Below are 24,072 nucleotides of genomic sequence, written 5' to 3'. Positions count from 1 at the left end.
AGCCGCATGATTCCCGGAGAGATCCTGTTCGCGGGCGACCCGGTCGTCTTCAACGAGGGTCGCGAGGTCACCCCGCTGACCGTGCTCAACGCCGCCGACCGGCCCGTCCAGGTCGGCTCCCACTACCACTTCGCCGAGGCGAACCCCGGGCTGCGCTTCGACCGCGCGGCCGCGCACGGCAAACGCCTGAACATCGCCGCCGGCACCGCCGTGCGCTTCGAGCCCGGCATCCCCGTGGACGTGGAACTCGTGCCGCTCGCCGGGGCCCGTATCGTGCCCGGACTGCGCGGGGAGACCGGAGGCGCCCTCGATGCCTGAGATCGCGCGCGCCGCGTACGCCGACCTGTTCGGACCGACCACCGGGGACCGCATCCGGCTCGCCGACACCGATCTGCTCGTCGAGATCGAGGAGGACCGCTGCGGCGGGCCCGGACTCGCCGGTGACGAGGCCGTCTTCGGCGGTGGCAAGGTCATCCGCGAATCCATGGGCCAGTCACGGGCCACGCGCGCCGACGGAACCCCCGACACCGTGATCACCGGTGTCGTCGTCATCGACCACTGGGGCATCGTCAAGGCCGACGTCGGCATCCGCGACGGCCGGATCAGCGCGATCGGCAAGGCCGGCAACCCGGACACGATGGACGGCGTCCACCCGGATCTGGTGATCGGCCCCGAGACCGAGATCATCGCGGGCAACGGCCGGATCGTCACCGCCGGCGCCATCGACGCGCACGTCCACTTCATCTGCCCGCAGATCGCCGACGAGGCGCTCGCCTCGGGCATCACCACGCTGATCGGCGGCGGCACCGGACCGGCCGAGGGATCCAAGGCGACCACCGTCACGCCCGGCCCCTGGCACCTGGCGCGGATGTTCGAGGCGATGGAGCAGTACCCGGTCAACTTCGGGCTCCTCGGCAAGGGCAACACGGTCTCCCAGGACGCGATGCTCTCCCAGATCCGCGGCGGCGCACTCGGTCTGAAGCTGCACGAGGACTGGGGCTCCACGCCCGCCGTCATCGACACGGCCCTCACCGTCGCCGACCGGACCGGCATCCAGATCGCCATCCACACGGACACGCTCAACGAAGCCGGTTTCGTGGGCGACACGCTCGCCGCGATCGACGGCCGCGGCATCCACGCGTACCACACCGAGGGCGCCGGCGGCGGGCACGCGCCGGACATCATGACCGTGGTGTCCGAGCCGTACGTCCTGCCCAGTTCCACCAACCCCACCAGGCCCTTAACCGTCAACACGGCCGAGGAACACCTCGACATGCTGATGGTCTGCCACCATCTGAACCCGGCCGTTCCGGAGGACCTGGCGTTCGCCGAGTCGAGGATCAGGCCGTCCACGATCGGCGCGGAGGACATACTTCACGATCTGGGCGCGATCTCGATCATCTCCTCCGACTCCCAGGCCATGGGCCGGGTCGGCGAGGTCGTCATCCGGACCTGGCAGACCGCACATGTGATGAAGCGGCGGCGGGGCGCATTGCCCGGTGACGGCCGCGCCGACAACCACCGGGTACGTCGCTATGTCGCCAAATACACGATCAATCCGGCGCTGGCCCAGGGCCTCGCCCATGAGATCGGCTCCGTCGAGACCGGGAAGCTCGCCGACCTCGTGCTGTGGGAGCCCGCGTTCTTCGGGGTCAAGCCGCACTTGGTGATCAAGGGCGGACAGATCGCCTATGCGCAGATGGGCGACGCCAACGCGTCCATCCCGACCCCGCAGCCGATCCTGCCGCGGCCGATGTTCGGGGCGATCGGGCGAGCACCGGCGGCGAACTCCGTCAACTTCGCGGCCCCGCTCGCGATCGAGGACGGTCTGCCGGAGCGGCTCTCACTGGGGAAGCGGTTCGTGGCCATCGAGTCCACGCGCGGTGTCACCAAGGCGGACATGCGGGAGAACGACGCCCGTCCACGGGTGCGGGTCGACCCCGACAGCTTCGCCGTCCATATCGACGGGGAGCTGGTCGAGGCGACACCTGCCGCCGAACTTCCCATGGCCCAGCGTTACTTCCTCTTCTGATGTCCCGCGCAGCGCTTCTCGTACTGGCCGACGGCCGCTTCCCCGCCGGAGGGCACGCGCACTCCGGCGGGGCCGAGGCGGCTGTGCACGCGGGGCGGATCACCGGGGCCGCGACCCTGGAGGAGTTCTGCCGCGGGCGGCTGCACACGGCGGGGCTGGTGTCCGCCTCGCTCGCGGCGGCCGCCGCGCTCGGCGTGGACCCGGCCGTGCTGGACGCCGCCGCGGACGCCCGTACCCCGTCGCCCGCGCTGCGCCTCGCCGCGCGCAGACTCGGCCGGCAGTTGATGCGAGCGGCCCGGGCGGCCTGGCCCTCCGCCGAACTCAACGCGATGGCACGGGAGTTTCCCAAGGGGACGCACCAGCCGGTCGTGCTGGGGCTCGCCGCCCGGGCCGCGGGGCTCGGGCCGCAGGACGCGGCGCACTGCGCGGCCTACGAGAGCGTCAGCGGGCCGGCGACCGCGACGGTGCGGCTGCTGAGTCTGGACCCCTTCGCCGCGACGGCCGTGCTGGCCCGCCTGGCGCCGGAGACGGACCGGTTGGCCGACCGGGCGGTCCTGGCGGCGAGCAGGGTGCTCGACGACGGGACCGACGCTCTGCCCGCGGCCTCAGCTCCGCTGCTGGAGATCGGTGCGGAGGCGCATGCCGCCTGGCCCGTGCGTCTGTTCGCGTCGTAGGAGGGATCCGCCGCGCCGCCCCTGTCCTTCCGTCCCCGGGGGCTTTCAGCCCCCGGTTCGGCCTGAACGGCCTCGTCCTTGATCACCGCCCGCGCCGGCGACCACCGGCGGACCGATCTGGAGCCGTAGCATGCATCTCGACCACACCCACGAGGGCCCCGCCGCCTTCAGCGCCGACGCCCACCGCCCCGACGGCTCCCGCCGTGCCCTGCGGATCGGGCTCGGCGGCCCCGTCGGGTCCGGCAAGACCGCCACCGTGGCCGCGCTCTGCCGGGCCCTGCGGGACGAGTTGTCGCTCGCCGTCGTCACCAACGACATCTACACCCGTGAGGACGCCGAGTTCCTGCTGCGCGAGGCCGTACTGCCGCCCGAGCGGATCACCGCCGTCGAGACGGGAGCCTGCCCGCACACCGCCATCCGGGACGACATCTCCGCAAATCTCGAAGCCGTGGAGGACCTGGAGTACACGGTCGGGCCGCTCGATCTCGTTCTCGTGGAGTCCGGTGGCGACAACCTCACGGCCACGTTCTCCAAAGGACTCGTCGACGCCCAGATCTTCGTCATCGACGTCGCTGGCGGGGACGACATCCCGCGCAAGGGCGGTCCCGGTGTCACCACCGCCGATCTGCTCGTCGTCAACAAGACCGACCTCGCGCCGTACGTCGGCTCCGATCTCGCCCGGATGGCCGCCGACGCGAAGGCGCAGCGGGCGGGGCTGCCCGTCGTCTTCCAGTCGCTGCGGGCCGAGGAGGGCGTCGGGAGTGTCGCCGCGTGGGTGCGGACGCGACTCGCCGCGTGGACGGCGTGACCACGGGGGTGCGGGCCACCGCGCGGATCGTGGCCCAGGACGACGGCCGGGGCGGTACGTCCCTGCCGGTGCTGGCGGGCCAAGGCCCGCTGGCGCTGCGCCGCACCCGGGCGAGCGGTGACGGGGCGCGCGTGCTGCTCGTCGGCGCGATGAGCGGGCCACTCGGCGGCGACCACTTCACGGTCCTGGCCGAGGTGGCGAGCGGCGCCCGGCTCGAGGTGGGATCGGCCGCCGCCACCCTCGCGCTGCCCGGGCAGGCGAAGGGCGAGGCCCGCTACGACGTCCGGCTGGACGTGGCCGCCGGAGCCGAACTGCGCTGGCTGCCGGAACAGTTGATCTCGGCGCGAGGCAGTGACCTGCGCGTCTCCTCACGCATCGACCTCGCGGCGGGCGCCCGGCTCGTCCACCGGGAGGAACAGGTCCTCGGGCGCTTCGGTGAGGAACCCGGCCGGCTCACCAGCCGTCTCACCGTACGGCTGGACGGACGGCCGCTGCTCGACCAGGAGGTGTCGTGCGGCCCGGGCGCCCCCGGCGGTTGGGACGGGCCGGCCGTCCTCGCCGGCCATCGGGCCCTCGGACAACTGGTCGTCGTCCGGCCCGAGTTCGGCCCCTCTCCCGTGGGTGCGAGGATGCTCGGCGACTACGCCGCGCTCACCCCCCTGGCCGGACCCGCCGTCCTGGTCACCGCTGTTGCGCCCGATGCCCTGCGGCTGCGCCGGGTGCTGGACGAGGCGCTGCGCGACCTGGGCTGACGAAACCTCTCCGCTCAACGGAGAGTGACGTACCGGTTATCGGATTGGTAAAGAAAGTCAAGCAACCCCTATTCTCAGGTGGCTCACAGCCGACAAGATCCCCGTACCAATTCGGAACAAGGCACGGGGAGGTCCCACTTGAGGGGAATCAGACCGACGAGACGAGTCACCGCGCTCGGTTCCGCGGGGGCGCTCGTCACGGCGACGCTGATAGCCGGCGCCGTGGGGGCACCGTCGGCCACCGCTGACACGCGCCACGGCCAGGACCGGGAAGCGCGCGGGGCCGCGATCGCCGCGGCGCGCGCCGCCAAGACCGGAATCAACTGGCAGGACTGCCCGGCCGACTGGGGTCTGGCGAAGCCCATCCAGTGCGGTTGGGTCACCGTTCCACTCGACTACGCCCACCCGGGCGGCAAGCAGATCAAGCTCGCTGTCGACCGTATCGGGAGCACGGGCACCAAGGACGAGCGCCAGGGCGCTCTCGTCTACAACCCGGGCGGCCCCGGCGGCTCGGGGCTGCGCTTCCCCACCCGGGTGACCAACAAGAACCCGATCTGGGCCAATGTGGCGAAGGCCTACGACTTCGTGGGCTTCGACCCCCGCGGTGTCGGCCACTCGGCGCCCATCTCCTGCGCGGACCCCCAGGAGTTCGTGAAGGCTCCCAAGGCGGACCCGGTCCCCGACTCCGAGGCGGACAAGCTTGCTCAGCGCAAGCTCGCCGGTGAGTACGCGGAGGGGTGCCTCGAGCGCACCGGCCGCGCGATGCTGCAGCAGATGACCACGCCCAACACGGTGCGTGACCTGGACGTCATCCGCGCCGCCCTGGGCGAGAAGAAGCTCAACTACCTGGGCGTCTCGTACGGTACGTACATCGGCGCCGTCTACGGCACGCTCTTCCCGGGTCACCTGCGCCGCATGATCGTCGACAGCGTGGTCAACCCGTCGCGCGAGAAGATCTGGTACCAGGCCAACCTGGACCAGGACGTCGCGTTCGAGGGCCGCTGGAAGGACTGGGAGGACTGGGTCGCGGCCAACGACGCGGCCTTCCACCTCGGCACCACCCGGGCCGCGGTGCAGGCGAAGTGGCTCGAGCTGCGGGCCACCGCGAAGAAGAGCCCCATCGGCGGGGTCGTGGGCCCGGCCGAGCTGATCTCCTTCTTCCAGAGCGCCCCGTACTACGACTCCTCGTGGGTGCCGGTGGCCACCGTCTTCAGCAAGTACGTCGCCGGTGACACCCAGGCCCTCGTGGACGCTGCCGCGCCCGACCTGTCGGACACGGCCGGGAACATCGCGTCGGAGAACGGCAACGCCGTCTACACGGCCGTCGAGTGCACCGACGCCAAGTGGCCGACGAGCTGGCAGAAGTGGGACCGGGACAACACCCGGCTCAACAAGGACTACCCGTTCATGACGTGGGCGAACGCCTGGATGAACCTGCCGTGCGCCACCTGGCCGGTCAAGCAGCAGACCCCGCTGAACGTGACGACCGGCAAGGGCCTGCCGACCGTCCTGATCGTGCAGTCCACCCGTGACGCCGCGACGCCGTTCGACGGCGCGGTCGAACTGCACAAGCGTTTCAAGGGCTCCCGTCTGATCATCGAGAAGGACGCGGGCTCCCACGGCGTGACCGGTCTGGTCAACCCGTGCATCAACAGCCGGGTCGACACGTACCTGCTGACCGGCAAGACGGACGGCGCCGACGTGACGTGCACTCCGCACGCCACCCCGAAGCCGTAGCCGCAGGGCAACGCAACGCGAGGGGGCGGCCGGAATCCCGGCCGCCCCCTCGTCGTCCCTGGTGCCGTCAGGAGCACCGGGGAGGTGTTGGACGCGCTGCAGCGGCCCTGGGAACCCTTAGTAGGGGCCGTTGACGTTGTCGATCGAGCCGTAGCGGTGGTACGCGTAGTTGCACGCGGCGGTGATGTTGGCGACCGGGTCGTAGATGTCCCACGAGGTGCCGGGGACGTGGTAGGCCTGGAAGGTCGGGTCGATCACCTGGAGCAGGCCCTTGGAGGGGATGCCCTTCGCAGCGTTGGAGTCCCACAGGTTGATGGCCTTGGGGTTGCCGGAGGACTCACGCATCAGGTTGCGGTAGATGCCGTTGTAGGACCCCGGAATGCCGTGCTGGGCCATGACGTCCAGCGACTCCTTGATCCAGCCGTCCAGGTTGTTGGCGTAGGTCTTGGCCGGGGTGGCGGCCTTCGTGGTGGTGGCCTTGGCCGGAGTGGCGGCCTTCGTGGTGGTGGCGGCCTTGGCCGGGGTGGCGGCCTTCGTGGTGGTGGCCTTCGTGGTGGTGGTGTCCCCGGCGGGCGAGGACGAGCCGTCGGGAAGGACCAGGACCTGACCGATCGCGAGGCGGTCGAAGCGGTAGACGTCGTTGGCGTCCGCGAGGGCCTGCCAGCCACCCGGCACCTGGTACTTGTGGGCGATCCGGTACAGCGTGTCGCCCGGCTGGACGGTGTAGGTGGAGGGGGACGCCTTGGTGGGCGCGGAGGGGCTGGTGTCCGACGGCAGGGTCAGGACCTGGCCGGCCATCAGGGTGTACGGGCTGGAGATCTTGTTCGCCGATGCGAGGGCCTGCCAGCCGCCGGGCACGTTCTCGGCCCGGGCGATCCTGTACAGGGTTTCGCCGTCCTGGACGGTGTGGGTGGTTCCGAGCGTCTTGGCGGCGGGTGCGGCGCTGGCGGACTGGACTGTGCTCAGCAGGGCCGTGCAGGCCAAGGCGAACATGCCGACGACGGTCGTGCGACCCCCGAGTCGGCGAGCCCTGGGCCGTCGATGGGATGCGGGAATAGGCATGGTGCGGACCTCGTTCTGGGGATTACTTGCCCGCAGCTGCCGGTTCCCTCGACAGACAGCCCCGCATTTCGTTTAGCGGTGCGCTGCGGCGGAGTCATTCTTAGCCGCCGCAAATAACAGGACAATTGCTTTGCCAACTAAGTCGGATAGTTGTCCTGCATGGCGATCACCGTGTTTACCCCAGGAATTCGGGGTAATTAAAAGATCCGTAAGGCACTAAGCGCCTTCGTAAGTGAATTGCGTCACCCCGCCTTGCGGGATTACCGGTGGCGCGCAGGGGGGAATACATGTCATGCTCGGATTTTAGTGAGCAATGGCAGTTAAATTCCCTAATCGCCCAAAAACTGACTAATCGGCGTTTAGGTATTTAGCGCATTAAAACGGACATGTAGCTGTCATTCGCCGAGTGGGGCGGGCGTGTCCCGTTCCGCCGTGCGCCGTCAACTCAGCGGCAGGCGGGGGAGTTTGCGGGTCCGTTCCGCCTTCTCCTCGGACTCCTGCGCCTTGACGACGGCCGCGTACTGGTCGACGTACTCCTGCTCGGAGAGGGTCAGGATGGCGTACATGATCTCGTCGGTGACCGCGCGCAGGATGGCCTTCTCGTTCTCCATGCCGGCGTAGCGGGAGAAGTCCAGGGGCTTGCCGAACCGGATCACCACCGGGTGGATGCGCGGAACGACCTGACCCGGCGGCTGGGCCTCGAAGGTGCCGATCATCGCGCAGGGGATCACCGGGACCCGGGCCTTGAGTGCCATTGCCGCGACGCCCACCTTGCCTTTGTAGAGGCGGCCGTCGTGAGAGCGGGTGCCTTCCGGGTAGATGCCCAGCAACTCGCCTTTGTGCAGCACGCGGAGACCTTCTCGGAGCGCGGCTTGCCCGGCCTCTTTGCCGGAGCGATCAACGGGAATCTGTCCTGCGCTTCGGAAGAACGCTGCGGTGAGACGGCCTTTGATTCCCGGGCCCGTGAAGTACTCGGCCTTCGCGAGAAACGTGATGCGCCGCTTGAGAATTGCGGGCATCAAGAAGTGGTCGGCGAAGGAGAGGTGATTGCCGGCGACGATCGCCGGGCCGTCCGCAGGAACGTGTTCCAGTCCCTCGATGCGCGGCCGGAAGGCCAACCTGAGCAGCGGTCCGAGAAGGACGTATTTGAGCAGGTAGTAGAACAAGGGGGCGCTCCTCACTCCGGCGGATCGGCTCAACCGTCGCGTTCCAGCAGCTCAACCGGCCTGTTGTGGGGCGCAAGTCTAGGCTCAGGCGGGGGCCGCCGGAACCATGTGCGGCTGTACTCGGCCTGATGGGAACCTTCCTGACGGATCGACAGGAAAAACAGAGCCCCGAAACCGTTTCGTGCGGTCCGCGAGGGGCGGACCGCACGAAACGGACAGTGACACTGCGCGGTGGATGATCACAGATATTCGTCGTCTCCCTGCTCGGGGTGGGCACTCTCGTCGTCCGTCGGGCGGCCGCGCTGCTGCTGCTCCTGCCGGTGCTGGCGTTCCTGACGTGCCTGCTCCTGGGCGCCGAGGGTCTCCTCGGTCATGTCCCTGAGGTGACCCGATTCATCCGCGTACGGGTCGCGTCCCCGGTCGGTCATGTCGGCTCACTCCTCGATGAGGTGAGGGAAGGGCGCAGCTCTCCGCCCCTCTCGATCAGCGTGGCACGCGTCGTATTCACCCGCATATCGGCTCCGCGACGCGTCTGCGGGGTGCCGGGCCCACCGTGAGGTGCCTCGGCGCTCACCGGGTACAGAGACCGCGTGGAGTGCCTTCAAGGCCTCCTGGAGCTCCCCCAGGCGCCCTGCCGGGCGGCCCGGGGCGGCGAGGCTGCGGCCCCGGCGCCGGTTTCGCCAGTATCGTGCGCGCCGGAGGTGGGGCTGCATGGCGGTGCAGGTTGCGGTGTGCGGGCCGGCGCAGTGCGGCGAACGGGAACGAGCCCTCGCCTACGAGCTGGGCCGGTTGCTGGCGGAGCGCGGGGCCGCGGTGATCTGCGGCGGGCACGGCGGGGTCATGGCCGCGGTGGCGGCGGGCGCGCGGTCGCGCGACGGCCTCGTGGTCGGAGTGCTGCCGGGGGCCGATCGCGCCGGTGCCGCTCCGGATCTGAGCGTCGCGATCGCCACCGGCCTCGGGCAGGCGCGCAACAGCGTGATCGTGCACAGCGGGGACGCCGTCATCGTGGTGGGCGGATCCTGGGGCACGCTCTCCGAGCTGGCCCTGGCCGTGCGCCGGGGCGGGGTGCCCGTGGTCCAGCTGGGGGAGGGGTGGCGGCTCGTGGACCGGGACGGGCGGGAACCGCCTGGTGTCCGGCGCGCGAGAACGCCTGCCGAGGCGCTGGAGCTCACCGGGCTGTGGGACTGACACCGGCTCGGTGAGGGCTGGGGCTCGTTGGTGCGGAGGGACCGGATCCGCCCGGGGCTCGGCACGCGCGTGTGCCCGCCGCGGTACGGGACCTCAGCGGGCTGTTGGACTGATGACCGACGGACGGTACCCGGGGGACAGGCGTGGCGGCCCCCCGGGTGCGCGTCGTGTCAGGCCGTCAGGGCCTTCTCCAGGGTCCGCAGCGCGGAGCGCAGCTCCTCCTCCGTGATCGTCAGCGGCGGAGCCAGGCGGATCGTCGACCCGTGGGTGTCCTTGACCAGGATCCCCTCCCGCATCAGCCGCTCGCTGATCTCACGGCCCGTGCCGATGACGGGGTCCACGTCGACGCCCGCCCACAGCCCGCGCGACCGGAAGCCCACGACTCCCCTGCCGACGAGCGCGGCGAGCTCGTCCCGCAGCACCTCGCCCAGCTCGGCGGCCCGGCGCTGGTACTCACCCGTCTCCAGCAGGCCCACCACCGCCGAACCGACCGCGGCGGCCAGCGGGTTGCCGCCGAACGTCGAGCCGTGCTCGCCGGGCCGCAGCACGCCGAGGACGTCCCGGCGCGCCACCACCGCGGACACCGGCACGATGCCGCCGCCGAGCGCCTTGCCGAGCAGCAGGACGTCCGGCACGACCCCCTCGTGCTCCACGGCCATCGTGCGGCCGGTGCGGCCGAGGCCGGACTGGATCTCGTCGGCGACGAACAGGCACCCGGCGCGGCGGGTGAGGTCGCGCACCCCGGCGAGATAGCCCTCGTCCGGGATGATCACACCCGCCTCGCCCTGGATGGGCTCGATCAGCACGGCCGCCGTCGTCTCGTCGACCGCCGCCTCCAGCGCGGCCAGGTCGTTGTAGGGGACGACCCGGAAGCCCGGCGTGAACGGGCCGAAGCCCGACCGCGCCGTCTCGTCCGTGGAGAAGCTGACGATCGTCGTCGTACGGCCGTGGAAGTTGCCGTCCGCGACCACGATCGTCGCCCGGTCGGCCGGCACGCCCTTGACCTCGTACGCCCACTTGCGGGCCACCTTGACGGCGCTCTCCACCGCCTCCGCGCCCGTGTTCATGGGCAGCACCATGTCCAGGCCGGTCAGGGCGGCGAGGGATTCGGCGAACTCGGCCAGCTGGTCGTTGTGGAAGGCACGGGACGTGAGGGTCAGCCGGTCCAGCTGCCGGTGCGCCGCCTCGATGAGCACCGGGTTGCGGTGCCCGAAGTTGAGGGCCGAGTAGCCGGCGAGCATGTCCAGGTACCGGCGGCCCTCGACGTCCTCCACCCAGGCGCCCTCGGCGCGGGCCACGACCACGGGCAGCGGGTGGTAGTTGTGCGCGAGGACCGGCTCCTCGGCGCTGATCAGGTCGGCGGACGAACGCGTGCGGGCGGGTGCGGTCATGGACGGATCTCCTGGGTGCAGCACTTGATGCCTCCGCCGGCCTTGTGGAACTCGGAGAGGTCGACGGGGACGGGGTCGTAGCCGTGGTCGGCGAGCCGGGTGGCCAGCGCCTCCGCCTTCGGCGCGATGAAGACGTGGCGACCGTCGGAGACGGAGTTGAGCCCGAAGGCCATCGCGTCGTCGCGGGTGGCGAGCACCGCGTCCGGGAACAGCCGGGCGAGCACCTCGCGGCTGCCGGGTGAGAACGCCTCCGGGTAGTACACGATGTTGTCGTCGTCGAGGACGAACAGCGCCGTGTCGAGGTGGTAGAAGTACGGGTCCACCAGGGTCAGGCTGATCACCGGGTGCCCGAAGAACTCCTGCACCTCGCGGTGCGCCTCACGGGTCGTGCGGAATCCGGTGCCTGCCAGGACGTACCGTCCCGTCCAGACCAGGTCGCCCTCGCCCTCGCAGACCGACTCGGGGCGATGGACGTCGAAGCCGGCCGCCTTGAACCACGTCTCGTAGTGGACGGACTCGGGGCGCCGCTCGGGCGCGTGGAACAGGGATCCGAAGACGCGGCCGTCGACGACGACCGCTGAGTTCGCGGCGAACACCATGTCCGGGAGTCCGGCGACCGGGTCCACCGCGTCGACGCTGTGGCCGTGGGCACGGTAGGTGTCCATCAGCGCCAGCCACTGCTCCTGAGCCAGATCGACGTCGACCTTGGTGTCAGGATGCATCCAGGGATTGATCGCGTACTGCACGGCGAAATGTCTGGGTTCGCAGACGAGGAAGCGCCGCCGCCGCGGCACACGGATGTCGGGCACAGAGGGGTTCCTCCGCTTCCTGGGGGTGTCGAACTGAGAGTTGGCACCAAGGTAGGAAGTGACGCAGACGGGCGACAAGAAACGAAGACTGCGCGTCCGCGCAGCAATACTGCGTCTTCGAGCTGGTCAGCGCATGTCTGTTGCGCCATCCGGGGCAGCAAGGCTGGCTCCGGCCTCCGGACTCTCCGGCAGCAGGTGGGACAGGACCATCACGCTGATCGTCTTCCGGATGAACGGCTCCGTACGGATGCGCTCCAGCACCTCCTCGAAGTGCTCGACGTCCCGCGCCCGTACGTGCAGCAGCGCGTCGGCGCCACCGGTCACGGTCATCGCCGCGACGATCTCCGGGTGGTTGCGCACCACTTCCGCCAGGCGCCGGGGCGGCGCCGCGCCCTCGCAGTACACCTCCACGTACGCCTCGGTGCGCCAGCCCAGTGCCGCCGGCTTCACCGTGGCCGTGAACCCGGTGATCACACCGGTCTCGCGCAGCCGGTCGACGCGGCGTTTGACCGCGGTCGACGACAGGCCGACGGCGGCGCCGATCTCGGCGAAACTGGTTCTCGCGTTCGCCACGAGTGCGGTGACGATCTTCCGGTCGAGCTCGTCGAACGGCGCCGGCCTGCTGTTCATGCGGGCACTGTATCCAGCGGGAACGTCCATGCTCCGCACATGGGCAGGCGTACGGAATCCACCTACACTCCTCGTTCATGCTGCGCGCTCTCGCCGTCGACGACGAACGCCCCTCTCTGGAGGAACTCCTGTATCTGCTGCGCGCGGATCCGCGGATCGGCAGCGTGGAGGGTGCGAGCGACGCGACCGAGGCTCTGCGTCACATCAACCGCGCCCTGGAGTCGGGTCCCGGCGGCCCCGACGCGGTCGACGTCGTCTTCCTCGACATCCATATGCCCGGACTCGACGGTCTGGAGATGGCCAGACTGCTGACCGGTTTCGCCCGGCCGCCGCTCGTCGTGTTCGTCACCGCCCACGAGGGCTTCGCCGTACAGGCCTTCGACCTCAAGGCCGTCGACTACGTTCTGAAGCCGGTACGCCGGGAGCGGCTCGCCGAGGCCGTGCGCCGGGCCGCGCAGCAGCGGGAGACCGCGCCGCTGATACCCCTGCACGAGCCCGACCCCGACCACATATCCGTGGAGCTCGGCGGCGTGATGCGGTTCGTGCCCGTCGAGGACATCACCCATGTGGAGGCGCAGGGCGACTACGCCCGTCTGCACACCGCCCAGGGCAGCCATCTCGTGCGGATCCCGTTGTCCACCCTGGAGGAGCGCTGGCGCTCGCGCGGATTCGTCCGCATCCACCGCAGTCACCTCGTGGCGCTGCGCCACATCGACGAGTTCCGCCTGGACGCGGGCACGGTGAGCGTCCTCGTCGAGTCCGTGGAACTCCAGGTCAGCCGACGGCACGCCCGCGAACTGCGGGAGCTGCTGATGCGCCGGACCACGGGACGGTGAGGGGAGACGTGCCCCAGGACCCCGCCGAGCGCCGCGTCGTCGTCACCGGGCCGCCCCGGCGCACCCGCCCGGCCTCCGGGTACTACCGCCCGCGTACCGAGATCGACGAGCAGACCACCCTCGGTCACACCTATGTCCGCTCGCTGATGCGCAGCCAGCTCAGGGCCGCACTCGTCGTCCTCACGGTGCTCGTGCTCCTGGTGGGCCCCCTGCCCCTGGTCTTCGCCACCACGCGCAAAGCCGACCTGGAATGGGCCGTACTGGGCTTCTGCCTCTATCCACCGCTGGTCCTGCTCGCTCGCTGGTACGTACGCCGCGCCGAGCGCAACGAGAAGGACTTCGTCCGTCTCGTCGAGGACCGCTGAGGTGCCGTCGTGAACCAGAACTACTCGATCCCGGCGGTCGCCCTCGTCGTCCTCGCCACCGTCTTCGTCGGCGCGTTCGGTCTGCGCATCTCGCGCACCACCTCCGACTTCTACGTCGCCTCCCGCACCGTGGGGCCTCGGCTCAACGCGGCCGCGATCAGCGGCGAGTACCTGTCCGCCGCCTCCTTCCTGGGCATCGCGGGGCTCGTCCTCGTCCAGGGCCCCGACATGCTGTGGTACCCGGTCGGCTACACCGCGGGCTATCTCGTCCTGCTCCTGTTCGTCGCCGCCCCGCTGCGTCGCTCGGGCGCCTACACGCTCCCCGACTTCGCCGAGGCGCGCCTGGCCTCGCAGCACGTGCGCAGGCTCGCGGGCGCCTTCGTGGTCGGCGTCGGCTGGCTCTATCTGCTGCCCCAACTCCAGGGCGCCGGGCTCACCTTGACCGTGCTCACCGGCGCGCCCGACGCGCTGGGCTGTGTCATCGTCGCCATCGTGGTGGTCGCGACCGTCGCGGCCGGCGGCATGCGCAGCATCACCTTCGTCCAGGCCTTCCAGTACTGGCTCAAACTCACCGCACTGCTCGTCCCTGCGCTCTTCCTCGTGCTGGCCTGGCAGGGGGACGGTGCTCCGCGCGACGCCTTCGCGGAACCGCCCGCCCTCCGTGACCATCGGGTCGTGCGGATCGACGACGGCCTGGAGCTGAATCTGTCCCGCCCGCTCGACGTCACCGTCACGGGCACGGTCGACGGCCGCCGGTACACCGGGGGTCCTGCGCACCTCGCCACGGGTGCCCACCGCATCGAGCGCGGCACCCTGCTGACCTTCGGCAAGGGCGACCCCGTCCCTGTCGCCGACCGTGGCTCCAACGGGGGTATGTCGACCTCGCTGGCCTCCGGTCGCGAGGAACGTCCGCTGTACGCCACATACGGGCTGATCCTCGCCACCTTCCTCGGCACCATGGGGTTGCCGCATGTCGTCGTCCGCTTCTACACCAGCCCCCACGGCGTCGCGGCCCGCCGCACCACCGTCGCCGTGCTGGCGCTGATCGGCGCCTTCTACCTGCTGCCGCCCGTCTACGGGGCGCTGGGCCGGCTCTACGCTCCCGAACTCACCCTCAGCGGGGACGCGGACGCCGCGGTGCTGCTGCTGCCCGACCGGATGATCGGGGGCATCGGCGCGGATCTGCTGGGTGCGCTGATCGCGGGCGGTGCCTTCGCCGCCTTCCTGTCCACGGCCTCCGGGCTGACCATGGCCGTGGCCGGGGTGCTCACCCAGGACGTGCTGCCGTCGCGGGGTGTACGGCACTTCCGCCTCGGCACCCTGCTGGCGATGGCGGTACCGCTCGCGGCGAGCGTCCTGGTGGGCGGGCTTCCGGTGGCCGACGCGGTGGGGCTCGCGTTCGCGGTGTCCGCGTCGTCGTTCTGCCCGTTGCTCGTGCTGGGCATCTGGTGGCGGCGGCTGACCCCGCCGGGGGCGGCGGCGGGCATGCTGATCGGGGGCGGTTCGGCGTTCGTCGCGGTGGCGGCGACGATGGCGGGCTATCCCGGCACCGGGACCGGCACCCTGTACGCCCTGCTCGCCTGGCCCGCGCTGTGGTCGGTGCCGCTCGGGTTCCTGACCATGGTGCTCGTGTCCCTGGCCACACCCGGCCGGGTGCCCAGCGGTACGGCGGCGATCCTGGCCCGGTTCCATCTGCCCGAGGAACTGCGCGCGGAGGTGCAGTCGTGAGCGGCTTCCTCGCCGGGCTGTGCGTGGCCGTACTCCCTTTGCTCGCCGCCGGTTTCTGGCTGGGGCGGCGCACCGCGCGCCCCGAGAACCTCGGTGGCCTCGGTACGCCCGTCGAGCACGCCACCTTCCAGACCCTGCACACCGCCTCCCTCGCGGCGCCGCCCCTGCGCGCCGGGCTCACCGAGGAGACGGCCCGCAGGTCCGCGCGCCGGCTGCGTACCCTGCTCGGCACCGACGCCCTCTGCCTGACCGACCGGGAGACCGTGCTGGCCTGGGACGGCGCGGGGGAGCACCATCGCGACGAGGTGCTGAACCGGCTCGGAGGCCCGTTGGAGAGCGGCCGCGGTGAAGCCTTCCGACTCCGGTGCGCCGAGCCGGACTGCCCATGTCGCTGGGCCGTCGTCGCCCCGCTCACGGTGGACGACCGGGTGCACGGGGCGCTGGTGGCCTGTGCGCCCCGCGAGTCCGCGGTCCTCGTCCGGGCCGCGGGCGAGGTCGCCCGCTGGGTCTCCGTGCAACTGGAGCTGGCGGACCTCGACCGGTCCCGCACCCGGCTCATCGAGGCGGAGATCAGGGCGCTGCGTGCCCAGATCTCCCCGCACTTCATCTTCAACTCGCTTGCCGTGATCGCCTCGTTCGTCCGCACCGACCCCGAGCGCGCCCGTGAACTCCTGCTGCAGTTCGCCGACTTCACCCGCTACTCGTTCAGGCGGCACGGCGACTTCACCACCCTCGCCGACGAACTCCACGCCATCGACCACTATCTGGCGCTGGTGCGGGCCCGCTTCGGCGACCGGCTCTCGGTCACCCTCCAGATCGCGCCCGAGGTGCTGCCGGTGGCGCTGCCGTTCCTGTGCCTTCAGCCGCTGGTGGAGAACGCCGTGAAGCACGGCCTGGAGGGCACCACCGACAAGCGCCACATCAGCATCAGCGCGCAGGACGCGGGCGCCGAGGCTCTGGTCGTCATCGAGGACGACGGCGTCGGCATGGAGCCGGAGTTGCTGCGCCGCATCCTCGCCGGCGAGGCCGGTCCGTCGGGCGGTATCGGCCTGTCGAACGTGGACGACCGGCTGCGCCAGGTCTACGGCGACGACCACGGGCTCGTCATCGAGACCGCGGTGGGAGCGGGCATGAAGATCACCGCCCGGTTGCCGAAGTACCAGCCGGGTGTGCACTCGGCGGGACGACTGCCCCGGCAGTGACGGTCAGCTGTCCCGGGTGGCCACCATGCCGAGGGTGATCAATCCGAGGACGACCCAGCCGAACCACAGCCAGCCGCTGCTGCCGAGCGCCACCGTGTAGGCCGTCACCACAACGAGCCCACCGACGGTCAGCACCCCCATCGTCTTCGTGGAACCGGGCATCGCGACACCCTCCTCATGGTTCGTCCTCTCCCATGGTGCCCCGTTCTGCGTGAGTACGGTGTGCACGACGGAAGAGTTCCGACGAACAGGCCACCCTTACCCCGGCGGGCGGCGTCGCGGTCGTGGTCCTTGGGCCGCCGTCCGCTGGGGGTGGATGCCGACGTCACGGGCGCCGAACTGACGGCCGCAGTGCTCGTGGACGGCGACTTGCCGGTGGAGGGCGCACCGGTGGCGCCGGTCGCCGAGCAGGACACGGGCGGGCGAGTGCTGCCGGGCGGTGAGGAGGAGCCGCCCGCGGTGCGTCCGCCGCCCGCCGGCGACGATGCCGGCTCACCGGACGTCGGCGGCGTCGAGCGGTGAGGCAGAACTCAGCGGCCGCGTGCGTTGAGTGATGCCAGGTAGGCGTTGTACGCCTCGAGTTCCTTGTCGCCGTCCCGGTCCGCCGCGCGGTCCTTACGCCTGGCCTGCCGCTGCTCGGAGCCGTACCACTGGAAGAGCAGGGCCAGGAGCACCAGCACGGAGGGGATTTCGCTGAACGCCCAGGCGATGCCGCCGGCCGCGGTCTGGTCCGACAGGGGGTCGATGCCGAGTGAGGCGGGCGGATGCAGGTAGGTGCCGACCATGGGCGAGGACGCCATCATCAGTGCGATGCCGAAGAACGCGTGGAACGGCATGCCCGCGAACAGCTCCAGCATCCGCAGCAGGTGACCGGGGCGGTGCGGGCCGGGGTCGATGCCCATGATCGGCCAGAAGAACACCAGGCCGACGGCGAGGAAGTGCACCATCATCGTGATGTGTCCGGCCTTGGACCCCATCAGGAAGTCGAAGATCGGGCTGAAGTAGAGCCCGTACAGGCTTGCGATGAACAGCGGGATCGTGAACGCCGGGTGGGTGATGATCCGCATGTAGCGGCTGTGCAGCAGCATCAGCAGCAGTTCGCGGGGCCCCTTGCGGCCGCGGCCCGCGGTCGGCAGCGCGCGCAGCGCCAGAGTGATCGGCGCGCCGAGCAGGATCAGGATCGGGGACAGCATGCTGATCACCATGTGCTGCACCATGTGCACGCTGAACATGACCATGCCGTAGTCGTTGAGCTCGGTGCACATGACCAGCATCACGGTGAGCACACCGATGACATACGCGACGGTGCGTCCCACGGGCCACTTGTCGCCGCGGCGGACGAGCCGTGCGACACCCCAGCCGTACAGCGCGAGCCCGGCCAGGCAGGCGACCAGGAAGAACGGGTCCGCCGACCACTCGAGCCCCCGCCCCAGCGTGAAGGGCGGCAGATCCATGGTCATACCGTGCCCGCCGTGATCCATCCGCCGGCTCCTGGTTCGTGGGGGTTGCGCGCTGTCTGTCCACAGCTGTCTGTCCGCACCCAGAGTAGAACCGCCCCCGGTCGCCGCTGCGACCGGGGGCGGACTTTCAGGCCCCTACGGGATCAGTACCGCATTACAGGACGCACTCCGCCTCGGCGTAGCGCTCCGACGGCACCGTCTTCAGCGTCTCCACCGCCTCCGCCAGCGACACCATCACGATGTCGGTGCCGCGCAGCGCGGTCATGTTCCCGAACTCGCCGCGGTGCACCGCCTCGACGGCGTGCCAGCCGAAGCGGGTGGCGAGCACGCGGTCGTACGCCGTCGGCGTACCGCCGCGCTGGACATGGCCGAGGATCACCGGGCGCGCCTCCTTGCCGAGCCGCTGCTCCAGCTCCAGGGAGAGCTGTCGGGCGATGCCCGCGAAGCGCTCGTGGCCGTAGACGTCCTTGCCGCCCTCGTCGAAGTCCATGGTGCCCGCCTTCGGCTTGGCGCCCTCGGCGGCGACGACGATCGCGAACCGCTTGCCGGCGTCGAACCGCTCGCCCACCCGGGCTGCCAACTCTTCGATGTCGAAGGGGCGTTCGGGCACGACGATGGCGTGGGCGCCGGCGGCCATGCCGGAGTGCAGCGCGATCCAGCCGGTGTGGCGGCCCATGACCTCCACGATCAGCACCCGCTGGTGGGACTCGGCGGTGGTCTTCAGCCGGTCGAGGGCCTCGGTGGCCACGCCCACGGCAGTGTCGAACCCGAAGGTGACGTCCGTGACAGCGATGTCGTTGTCGATGGTCTTCGGCACGCCGACGATCGGCAGGCCGTTGTCGGAGAGCAGCCGGGCCGCCTTGAGCGTGCCCTCACCGCCGATCGGGATGATCGCGTCGAGACCCAGCTCCTCGACATGGCCCCTGGCCCGCTCCACACCGTCCCGCAGGTGCTCGGGACGGACCCGGGAGGAGCCGAGGATGGTGCCGCCGCGAGCCAGGATGCCGCTCACCGCGTCGAGGTCGAGCTTGAGGTAGTCGCACTCCAGGAGACCCTTCCAGCCGTCCCGGAAGCCGATGACCTCGTCGCCGTGGTCGACGACGGCGCGGTGCACGACGGACCGGATGACGGCGTTCAGGCCGGGGCAGTCGCCGCCGGACGTGAGGACACCAATGCGCATAGCCCGAAATACCTTCTCAACGTGGGCCGGGGACCGGACCACGCTGTCCGGTTCGATCCCCGCCACCCTACCGGCGACAGCGGGCGGGGAGGCACCGTGCGTCCGCCTGCTGGACGTGCCCGCTCACCTGTGCGGACAGGCCGTCAGACGGGCCCGCCGTACCGGGTCGTCCGGCGGGTCGACGCGCGCCCGGCGGGCCCTGAGGAACCGTTTCGGGGCCGTGGCGTGAAGGGCCTAGGCAGGCTGCTGGGCAGCGGTGATGCGCTCGTTGCGCAGCGCCTCGTACCAGCGGTCGTCGACGGGCGGGAGCGCGTTCACGTCGAGCGCCAGCTTCAGCAGCAGATCCGCGATCTGCGGGTTGCGCGCGAGGACGGGACCGTGCATGTACGTGCCGAAGACCGTGTCGTTGTACGCGCCCTCCGTGCCGTCGCCCGTGCCGTTGCCATTGCCGAACCGCACCTGCGCGAACGGGCGGGCGGTCGGGCCCACGTGGGTGACGCCCTGATGGTTCTCGAAGCCGGTGAGCTGGGGGAGGCCGAGGCGCGGGTCGATGTCAGCGAGCACGTCGCCGACGCACCGCTCGCCCTCGCCGCGTCCCGAGACCACGTCCAGCAGGCCGAGGCCCGGCTCCCGCTGCCCGAGGTCGTTGATGAACTCATGGCCCAGGATCTGGTAACCGGCGCAGACGGAGAAGACGATCGCGCCGTTCTCCACGGCCCGGTAGAGGCCGCCGTCGCGGCGCAGCCGCTCGGCCGCGAGCCGCTGCGGACGGTCCTCGCCGCCGCCGATCAGGTAGATGTCGCCGGAGGTGGGGATCGGCTGGTCGCTGCGCACGTCGAGCCGCGCCACGTCGAGGCCGCGCTGGCGGGCCCGGCGCTCCACGACGAGCGCGTTGCCCTGGTCGCCGTAGGTGCTCAGCAGGTCCGGGTAGATCCACACCAGACGCAGGCTGTTGTCACTCATCGATGATCGTCCTTCGTGGTCAGTTGCCGACGCGGCGGCGCAGGTCCTGGAACGCGGTGTAGTTCGCGATGACCTCGATCCGGCCCGGCGGGGCCTGCTGGACCGCCTGGTCGAGGTTCTCGCAGACCTGGAAGGACTGGTTGGCGACCTCCAGGCGGACGGCCAGGTCCAGCTTCCGGTCGCCGATGACGAAGATCGGGTGGCCGGTCAGCCGTGTGTAGTCGACGTCCCACAGCCAGGAGGTGTCGGTGCCGTCCGCGCCGCGCGCGTTCACCGAGAGGATCACCGGGGCCGGCGGCGGGTCGATCAGCGAGAACGTCTCCAGCCAGCCGGCCGGGTTCTTGGCGAGCAGCAGGCGCAGGTCGCGGCCCTGGAACTGGACGACGTCGTAGCGCCCGGCCACCGCCTGGACCTGGTACATGCGCTCGAGGGCGACCTGCGGGGGGACGCCGAAGACGGCGGCGACGGCGGCCGAGGTGGTGGCGTTGGCCTTGTTGGCGCGGCCGGGCAGCTGGAGGTGGATCGGCCAGGCGGAGCCGTGCGGGTCGAGCACGTGGTCGCCGGACAGGGCCCAGGACGGGGTGGGCCGGCGGAAACCGCACGCGCCGCAGTACCAGTCGTCGCCGGGGCGCTGCATCACACCGCCGCAGTTCGGGCAGGACCAGGCGTCGTCCTTCCACATCTGGCCGGCGGCGACCCAGATCACGTTGGGCGAGGAGGAGGCGGCCCACACGACCAGCGGGTCGTCCGCGTTGGCGACGATGACGGCCTTGGAACCGGCCAGGCCCTCACGCCAGTTCTCGGCCAGCATCCGGGTCTCGGCGGCCCGGTCGAGCTGGTCGCGGGAGAGGTTGAGCAGCGCGATGCACTTCGGGTCGGTGTCCCGGGCGACCCCGGCGAGGTACTTCTCGTCGACCTCGATCACGCCGAACTTGGCCTCCGAGCCGCCGGCCAGCGCCGAGGTGATACCGGCGGGCATGTTGGCGCCGAGCGCGTTGGAGACGACCGGGCCCGCGGCGCGCAGCGCCTCCGCGATCAGCCGGGTGGTCGTGGTCTTGCCGTTGGTGGCGGAGACCAGGATGACGTCCAGGTTCTGGGCGAGCCGGGCGAGGAGGTCGGGGTCGAGTCTGAGCGCGACTCGGCCACCGATCACCGATCCGCTGCCGCGCCCCGCGGCCCGCGATGCCGCAGCGACCGCCTTGCCCGCGGTCACGGCCAGCTTGGCCCGCGGCGTCAGCGGGTCCGAGTTGCCTGCCATCAGTTCTCGATCCTCCTTGCGTACGGCGCCGCGCGCTGTCCCGGGCAACGTCTGGACCTCAGCCTATCGAGATCCATTCACGCACCCGAATCGCGGCACCGTCCCGGCACCTGCACGGCTTTTTGGACCGTACCCTTGCCGCCATGCGACAAGGCTCGATCCCGGGCGCGCGAGGGCGCGTGAGGCCCGTCACCCTGCTCGGTGACAGTGTGCTCCACACATCCTGCGAGCCGGTCACCGACTTCGGTCCCGAACTCGCCCGGCTGGTCGAGGACATGTTCGCCACGATGTACGCCGCCCAGGGCGTGGGCCTGGCCGCGAATCAGGTCGGGGAGTCCCTGCGGGTGTTCGTGTACGACTGCGAGGACGACGAGGACGTCCGGCATCTGGGGCATGTGGTGAACCCGCGGCTCGTCGAGGCCGACGGCCTGGTGCTGCGCGGACCCGAGGGGTGCTTGTCGCTGCCGGGGCTCGAAGCGGGGACACAGCGGTACGACCACGCGGTCGTCGAGGGGTTCACGGTGGACGGCGAGCCGGTCACCGTGCACGGCACCGGGTGGTTCGCCCGGTGCCTGCAGCACGAGTGCGACCACCTCGACGGAGGCCTGTACGTGGACCGGCTCACCGGCCGGCGGCACCGCAAGGTGATGCGGCAGGCCGCCCGGGCGCCCTGGAGCCGCTAGGGCCGTGGCCGCTCGCCCCATGCGGCGGAGCCGCACACCGGCACGGCTCCGCGCCTCTTTCGGGGCGGTTCAGAACCCGGGGCCTCCGATGCGGTCCCCGGCAGCGGCCAGCCGGCCCCACAGCAGATCCGCCAGACTCCGTACCAACTCGGCGCGGGAACAAGGACGTTCTCCCAGCCACCAGTCTCCGGCCGCGTGCATCATGCCGACGATGCCGTGTCCCCAGACCCGGGCGAGCTGGTGGCTGCCCGGCCCGAGGTCCAGCCGCTCCTCGATGAAGACGGCCAGCTCCTCACCCATCCGGCGCAGCACCGGAATGGAGTGCCGTCCCGTGTCGAAGCCCTGGTCGCTGGTCTGGTCGCTCTGCGAGGCGCCCTCCGCCGGATGCATCAGGAAGCGGTAGACCTGGGGCCGTGCCTCGATGGCCGCGAGATAGGTGTCCAGCGTGGACTCGACCCGCTCCCGTCGGTCGGAGGGCGCGTCCAGCGCCGCGCGCAGGGATGCGAGCAGCGCGTCCGTGTGCCGTTTGGCCAGTGCGGCGTAGAGGCCGCCCTTGTCGCCGAAGTGGCGGTAGAGGATCGGCTTGGTGATGCCGGCTTCCGCGGCGATGGCGTTCATCGAGGCCCCAGGGCCGTCGCGCAGCACGACCCGGTCGGCGGCCTCCAGCAGCTCGCGCCGTCGGCGGTCGGCGGACCGCTGCTGATCGGCCCGCTGCGTGGTGTCCATGATCTCTCCCCACCCGTGCTGTATCGGTGACGCCTGCGCAAACTAACACTGAAACGCAGGTCGGTATCGAACGAGCTGCCGACCGCCCGGTGAAGCTGTGCCGCTCCGGCCAGGGAGTTGACTTTCCTACTGGTGAGTAACAGACTGCGGTTACCGCAAGTAACACGCTAGCGCAGTGCTGGAGGGGACATGGCCGAGTTCACCATGGAGCTCAACGACGAACAGAAGGAGGTCAGGGACTGGTTGCACGGTTTCGCCGCCGATGTGATCCGCCCCGCGGCCGCCGAATGGGACGAGCGTGAGGAGACTCCCTGGCCGGTCATCCAGGAGGCAGCGAAGGTCGGAATCTACTCCCTGGACTTCTACGCTCAGCAGTACTTCGATCCCACAGGTCTCGGCATCCCGATGGCCATGGAGGAGCTCTTCTGGGGCGACGCGGGTATCGCGCTCTCCATCGTCGGCACCGGCCTCGCCGCCGTGGGCGTCATCGCCAACGGCACCGAGGAGCAGATCGGGACCTGGATCCCCCAGATGTACGGCGATGTCAACGATGTCAAGGTGGCCGCCTTCTGCTCGTCGGAGCCCGACGCCGGCTCCGACGTGGCCTCCATGCGCACCCGGGCCGTGTACGACGAGGCCAAGGACGAGTGGGTGATCAACGGCACAAAGACGTGGGCGACGAACGGCGGCATAGCCAACGTCCACGTCGTCGTCGCCGTCGTCGATCCGGAGCTGGGCTCCAAGGGCCACGCCTCGTTCATCGTCCCGCCGAACACCCCCGGACTCGCCCAGGGTCAGAAGTTCAAGAAGCACGGCATCCGTGCCTCGCACACCGCCGAGGTGATCCTCGACAACGTGCGCGTCCCCGGCTCCTGCCTGCTCGGCGGCAAGGCGAAGCTGGACGAGCGGCTCGCCAGGGCCCGGGAGAAGGCGAAGGCGGGCGGGACGGGGGAGAGGGTGAAGAACGCGGCCATGGCCACGTTCGAGGCGTCCCGGCCCGCCGTGGGCGCGATGGCCGTGGGCACCGCCCGGGCCGCCTACGAGGTGGCACTCGACTACGCGAAGACGCGTGAGCAGTTCGGGCGTCCGATCATCGACAACCAGGGCGTCGCCTTCCAGCTCGCGGACATGCGGACGCAGATCGACGCCGCTCGTCTGCTGGTGTGGCGGGCCTCGTGGATGGCGATCAGCGGCAAGCAGTTCACGGCGGCCGAGGGCTCCATGTCGAAGCTGTTCGCGAGCGAGACGGCCAAGAAGGTCACGGCCCAGGCGATACAGATCCTCGGCGGCAACGGCTACACACGGGAGTACCCGGTGGAGCGGATGCACCGCGATGCGGCCATCTACACGATCTTCGAGGGGACGAGCGAGATCCAGCGGCTGGTGATCGCCCGTACGCTGGCGGGGATGCCCATTCGCTAG

At 70.5% G+C, this 24,072-nt stretch carries 26 protein-coding genes; 14 read left to right on the top strand and 12 right to left on the bottom strand.

Annotated features, from left to right (window positions below):
- Positions 1-6: 6 nt before the first annotated feature.
- The 6 genes from ABZ904_RS11635 (at position 7) to ABZ904_RS11610 (ending at position 6,003) form a co-directional block, all read left to right on the top strand.
- Positions 7-318, top strand: coding sequence for an urease subunit beta (locus ABZ904_RS11635; RefSeq protein ID WP_359391292.1), 312 nt, complete (start codon positions 7-9; stop codon positions 316-318).
- Positions 311-2,032: an urease subunit alpha gene (locus tag ABZ904_RS11630; protein ID WP_361000318.1), complete on the top strand. Its 1,722-nt coding sequence runs from the start codon at positions 311-313 to the stop codon at positions 2,030-2,032. Before ABZ904_RS11635 ends, ABZ904_RS11630 begins: the two co-directional genes overlap by 8 nt.
- Positions 2,032-2,706: an urease accessory UreF family protein gene (locus ABZ904_RS11625; RefSeq protein WP_361822671.1), complete on the top strand. Its 675-nt coding sequence runs from the start codon at positions 2,032-2,034 to the stop codon at positions 2,704-2,706. Before ABZ904_RS11630 ends, ABZ904_RS11625 begins: the two co-directional genes overlap by 1 nt.
- A gap of 130 nt (positions 2,707-2,836) precedes the next feature.
- Entirely contained in the window at positions 2,837-3,514 is a 678-nt protein-coding gene (gene ureG / locus ABZ904_RS11620) for an urease accessory protein UreG (RefSeq protein WP_361822668.1), read from the top strand.
- Positions 3,502-4,266, top strand: coding sequence for an urease accessory protein UreD (locus ABZ904_RS11615; protein ID WP_359391474.1), 765 nt, complete (start codon positions 3,502-3,504; stop codon positions 4,264-4,266). The genes ureG and ABZ904_RS11615 overlap by 13 nt, the downstream gene beginning before the upstream one ends.
- Before the next feature lie 138 nt (positions 4,267-4,404).
- On the top strand, positions 4,405-6,003 hold the full coding sequence (locus ABZ904_RS11610; protein WP_359391301.1) for an alpha/beta hydrolase: 1,599 nt from the start codon (positions 4,405-4,407) through the stop codon (positions 6,001-6,003).
- A 117-nt stretch (positions 6,004-6,120) separates the two neighbouring features.
- Here the strand turns inward: ABZ904_RS11610 and ABZ904_RS11605 are convergent, their stop codons facing one another.
- The 3 genes from ABZ904_RS11605 to ABZ904_RS11595 all read right to left on the bottom strand — a co-directional run bounded on the left by ABZ904_RS11605 (position 6,121) and on the right by ABZ904_RS11595 (position 8,659).
- The gene (locus ABZ904_RS11605) at positions 6,121-6,996 is read right to left on the bottom strand and encodes a LysM peptidoglycan-binding domain-containing protein (RefSeq protein WP_361000326.1); all 876 of its coding nucleotides are present in this window, start codon (positions 6,994-6,996) and stop codon (positions 6,121-6,123) included.
- A 509-nt stretch (positions 6,997-7,505) separates the two neighbouring features.
- A complete protein-coding gene (locus ABZ904_RS11600) occupies positions 7,506-8,231 on the bottom strand; it encodes a lysophospholipid acyltransferase family protein (protein ID WP_361000329.1) in 726 nt (241 codons plus the stop codon).
- A 239-nt stretch (positions 8,232-8,470) separates the two neighbouring features.
- Entirely contained in the window at positions 8,471-8,659 is a 189-nt protein-coding gene (locus tag ABZ904_RS11595) for a hypothetical protein (RefSeq protein ID WP_359391307.1), read from the bottom strand.
- A gap of 283 nt (positions 8,660-8,942) precedes the next feature.
- Here ABZ904_RS11595 and ABZ904_RS11590 point away from each other — a divergent pair, with 283 nt between their 5' ends.
- Entirely contained in the window at positions 8,943-9,419 is a 477-nt protein-coding gene (locus ABZ904_RS11590) for a TIGR00725 family protein (protein WP_361822663.1), read from the top strand.
- A gap of 170 nt (positions 9,420-9,589) precedes the next feature.
- Here ABZ904_RS11590 and rocD read toward each other — a convergent pair whose 3' ends face one another.
- The 3 genes from rocD to ABZ904_RS11575 form a co-directional block, all read right to left on the bottom strand.
- A complete protein-coding gene (gene rocD / locus ABZ904_RS11585; protein WP_360998289.1) occupies positions 9,590-10,810 on the bottom strand; it encodes an ornithine--oxo-acid transaminase in 1,221 nt (406 codons plus the stop codon).
- The gene (gene ddaH / locus ABZ904_RS11580) at positions 10,807-11,619 is read right to left on the bottom strand and encodes a dimethylargininase (protein ID WP_359391313.1); all 813 of its coding nucleotides are present in this window, start codon (positions 11,617-11,619) and stop codon (positions 10,807-10,809) included. Before ddaH ends, rocD begins: the two co-directional genes overlap by 4 nt.
- A gap of 126 nt (positions 11,620-11,745) precedes the next feature.
- Positions 11,746-12,249, bottom strand: coding sequence for an Lrp/AsnC family transcriptional regulator (locus ABZ904_RS11575; RefSeq protein ID WP_359391315.1), 504 nt, complete (start codon positions 12,247-12,249; stop codon positions 11,746-11,748).
- Between the two features lie 77 nt (positions 12,250-12,326).
- Here ABZ904_RS11575 and ABZ904_RS11570 point away from each other — a divergent pair, with 77 nt between their 5' ends.
- The 4 genes from ABZ904_RS11570 to ABZ904_RS11555 are packed head-to-tail and all read left to right on the top strand — an operon-like array spanning position 12,327 to position 16,380.
- Positions 12,327-13,085 (top strand): LytTR family DNA-binding domain-containing protein, encoded by a 759-nt coding sequence (locus ABZ904_RS11570; RefSeq protein ID WP_359391317.1) that lies wholly within the window; start codon positions 12,327-12,329, stop codon positions 13,083-13,085.
- Positions 13,086-13,093: 8 nt separating this feature from the next.
- Positions 13,094-13,450, top strand: coding sequence for a hypothetical protein (locus ABZ904_RS11565; protein WP_359391319.1), 357 nt, complete (start codon positions 13,094-13,096; stop codon positions 13,448-13,450).
- Positions 13,451-13,459: 9 nt separating this feature from the next.
- A complete protein-coding gene (locus tag ABZ904_RS11560; protein ID WP_361822659.1) occupies positions 13,460-15,178 on the top strand; it encodes a cation acetate symporter in 1,719 nt (572 codons plus the stop codon).
- Positions 15,175-16,380, top strand: coding sequence for a histidine kinase (locus tag ABZ904_RS11555; protein ID WP_359391323.1), 1,206 nt, complete (start codon positions 15,175-15,177; stop codon positions 16,378-16,380). The genes ABZ904_RS11560 and ABZ904_RS11555 overlap by 4 nt, the downstream gene beginning before the upstream one ends.
- Positions 16,381-16,383: 3 nt before the next feature.
- Here the strand turns inward: ABZ904_RS11555 and ABZ904_RS11550 are convergent, their stop codons facing one another.
- Positions 16,384-16,542 carry a hypothetical protein gene (locus ABZ904_RS11550; RefSeq protein WP_359391325.1) on the bottom strand — a complete coding sequence of 53 codons (159 nt, stop codon included), beginning with the start codon at positions 16,540-16,542 and terminating at the stop codon, positions 16,384-16,386.
- 150 nt (positions 16,543-16,692) lie between these two features.
- On the opposite strand from ABZ904_RS11550, the gene ABZ904_RS11545 reads away from it, so the two are divergent.
- A complete protein-coding gene (locus tag ABZ904_RS11545; protein WP_360998283.1) occupies positions 16,693-16,902 on the top strand; it encodes a hypothetical protein in 210 nt (69 codons plus the stop codon).
- A gap of 8 nt (positions 16,903-16,910) precedes the next feature.
- Here ABZ904_RS11545 and ABZ904_RS11540 read toward each other — a convergent pair whose 3' ends face one another.
- From ABZ904_RS11540 to ABZ904_RS11525, 4 genes are all read right to left on the bottom strand, one after another.
- Complete coding sequence (locus tag ABZ904_RS11540; RefSeq protein WP_361822655.1) at positions 16,911-17,861, bottom strand: cytochrome c oxidase assembly protein; 951 nt, start codon at positions 17,859-17,861, stop codon at positions 16,911-16,913.
- A gap of 133 nt (positions 17,862-17,994) precedes the next feature.
- The gene (locus ABZ904_RS11535) at positions 17,995-19,020 is read right to left on the bottom strand and encodes a 6-phosphofructokinase (RefSeq protein WP_359391331.1); all 1,026 of its coding nucleotides are present in this window, start codon (positions 19,018-19,020) and stop codon (positions 17,995-17,997) included.
- 234 nt (positions 19,021-19,254) lie between these two features.
- On the bottom strand, positions 19,255-19,983 hold the full coding sequence (locus tag ABZ904_RS11530; RefSeq protein ID WP_359391333.1) for a glutamine amidotransferase: 729 nt from the start codon (positions 19,981-19,983) through the stop codon (positions 19,255-19,257).
- A 19-nt stretch (positions 19,984-20,002) separates the two neighbouring features.
- Positions 20,003-21,241, bottom strand: a complete 1,239-nt coding sequence (locus ABZ904_RS11525) for a MurT ligase domain-containing protein (protein WP_359391336.1) — start codon at positions 21,239-21,241, stop codon at positions 20,003-20,005.
- Positions 21,242-21,384: 143 nt separating this feature from the next.
- On the opposite strand from ABZ904_RS11525, the gene def reads away from it, so the two are divergent.
- Positions 21,385-21,924 (top strand): peptide deformylase, encoded by a 540-nt coding sequence (gene def / locus ABZ904_RS11520; protein WP_359391338.1) that lies wholly within the window; start codon positions 21,385-21,387, stop codon positions 21,922-21,924.
- Positions 21,925-21,993: 69 nt separating this feature from the next.
- Here the strand turns inward: def and ABZ904_RS11515 are convergent, their stop codons facing one another.
- Positions 21,994-22,650, bottom strand: a complete 657-nt coding sequence (locus tag ABZ904_RS11515; RefSeq protein ID WP_359391340.1) for a TetR family transcriptional regulator — start codon at positions 22,648-22,650, stop codon at positions 21,994-21,996.
- Between the two features lie 189 nt (positions 22,651-22,839).
- Between ABZ904_RS11515 and ABZ904_RS11510 the strand changes: the two genes are divergently transcribed.
- Positions 22,840-24,072 (top strand): acyl-CoA dehydrogenase family protein, encoded by a 1,233-nt coding sequence (locus ABZ904_RS11510; protein ID WP_359391342.1) that lies wholly within the window; start codon positions 22,840-22,842, stop codon positions 24,070-24,072.

The organism is Streptomyces sp. NPDC046900 (genome assembly GCF_040644975.1).
Classification (GTDB): Bacteria; Actinomycetota; Actinomycetes; order Streptomycetales; family Streptomycetaceae; genus Streptomyces.
The sequence above is the reverse complement of the archived record's forward strand: the minus strand, read 5'-3'. Positions and strand labels throughout refer to the sequence as shown.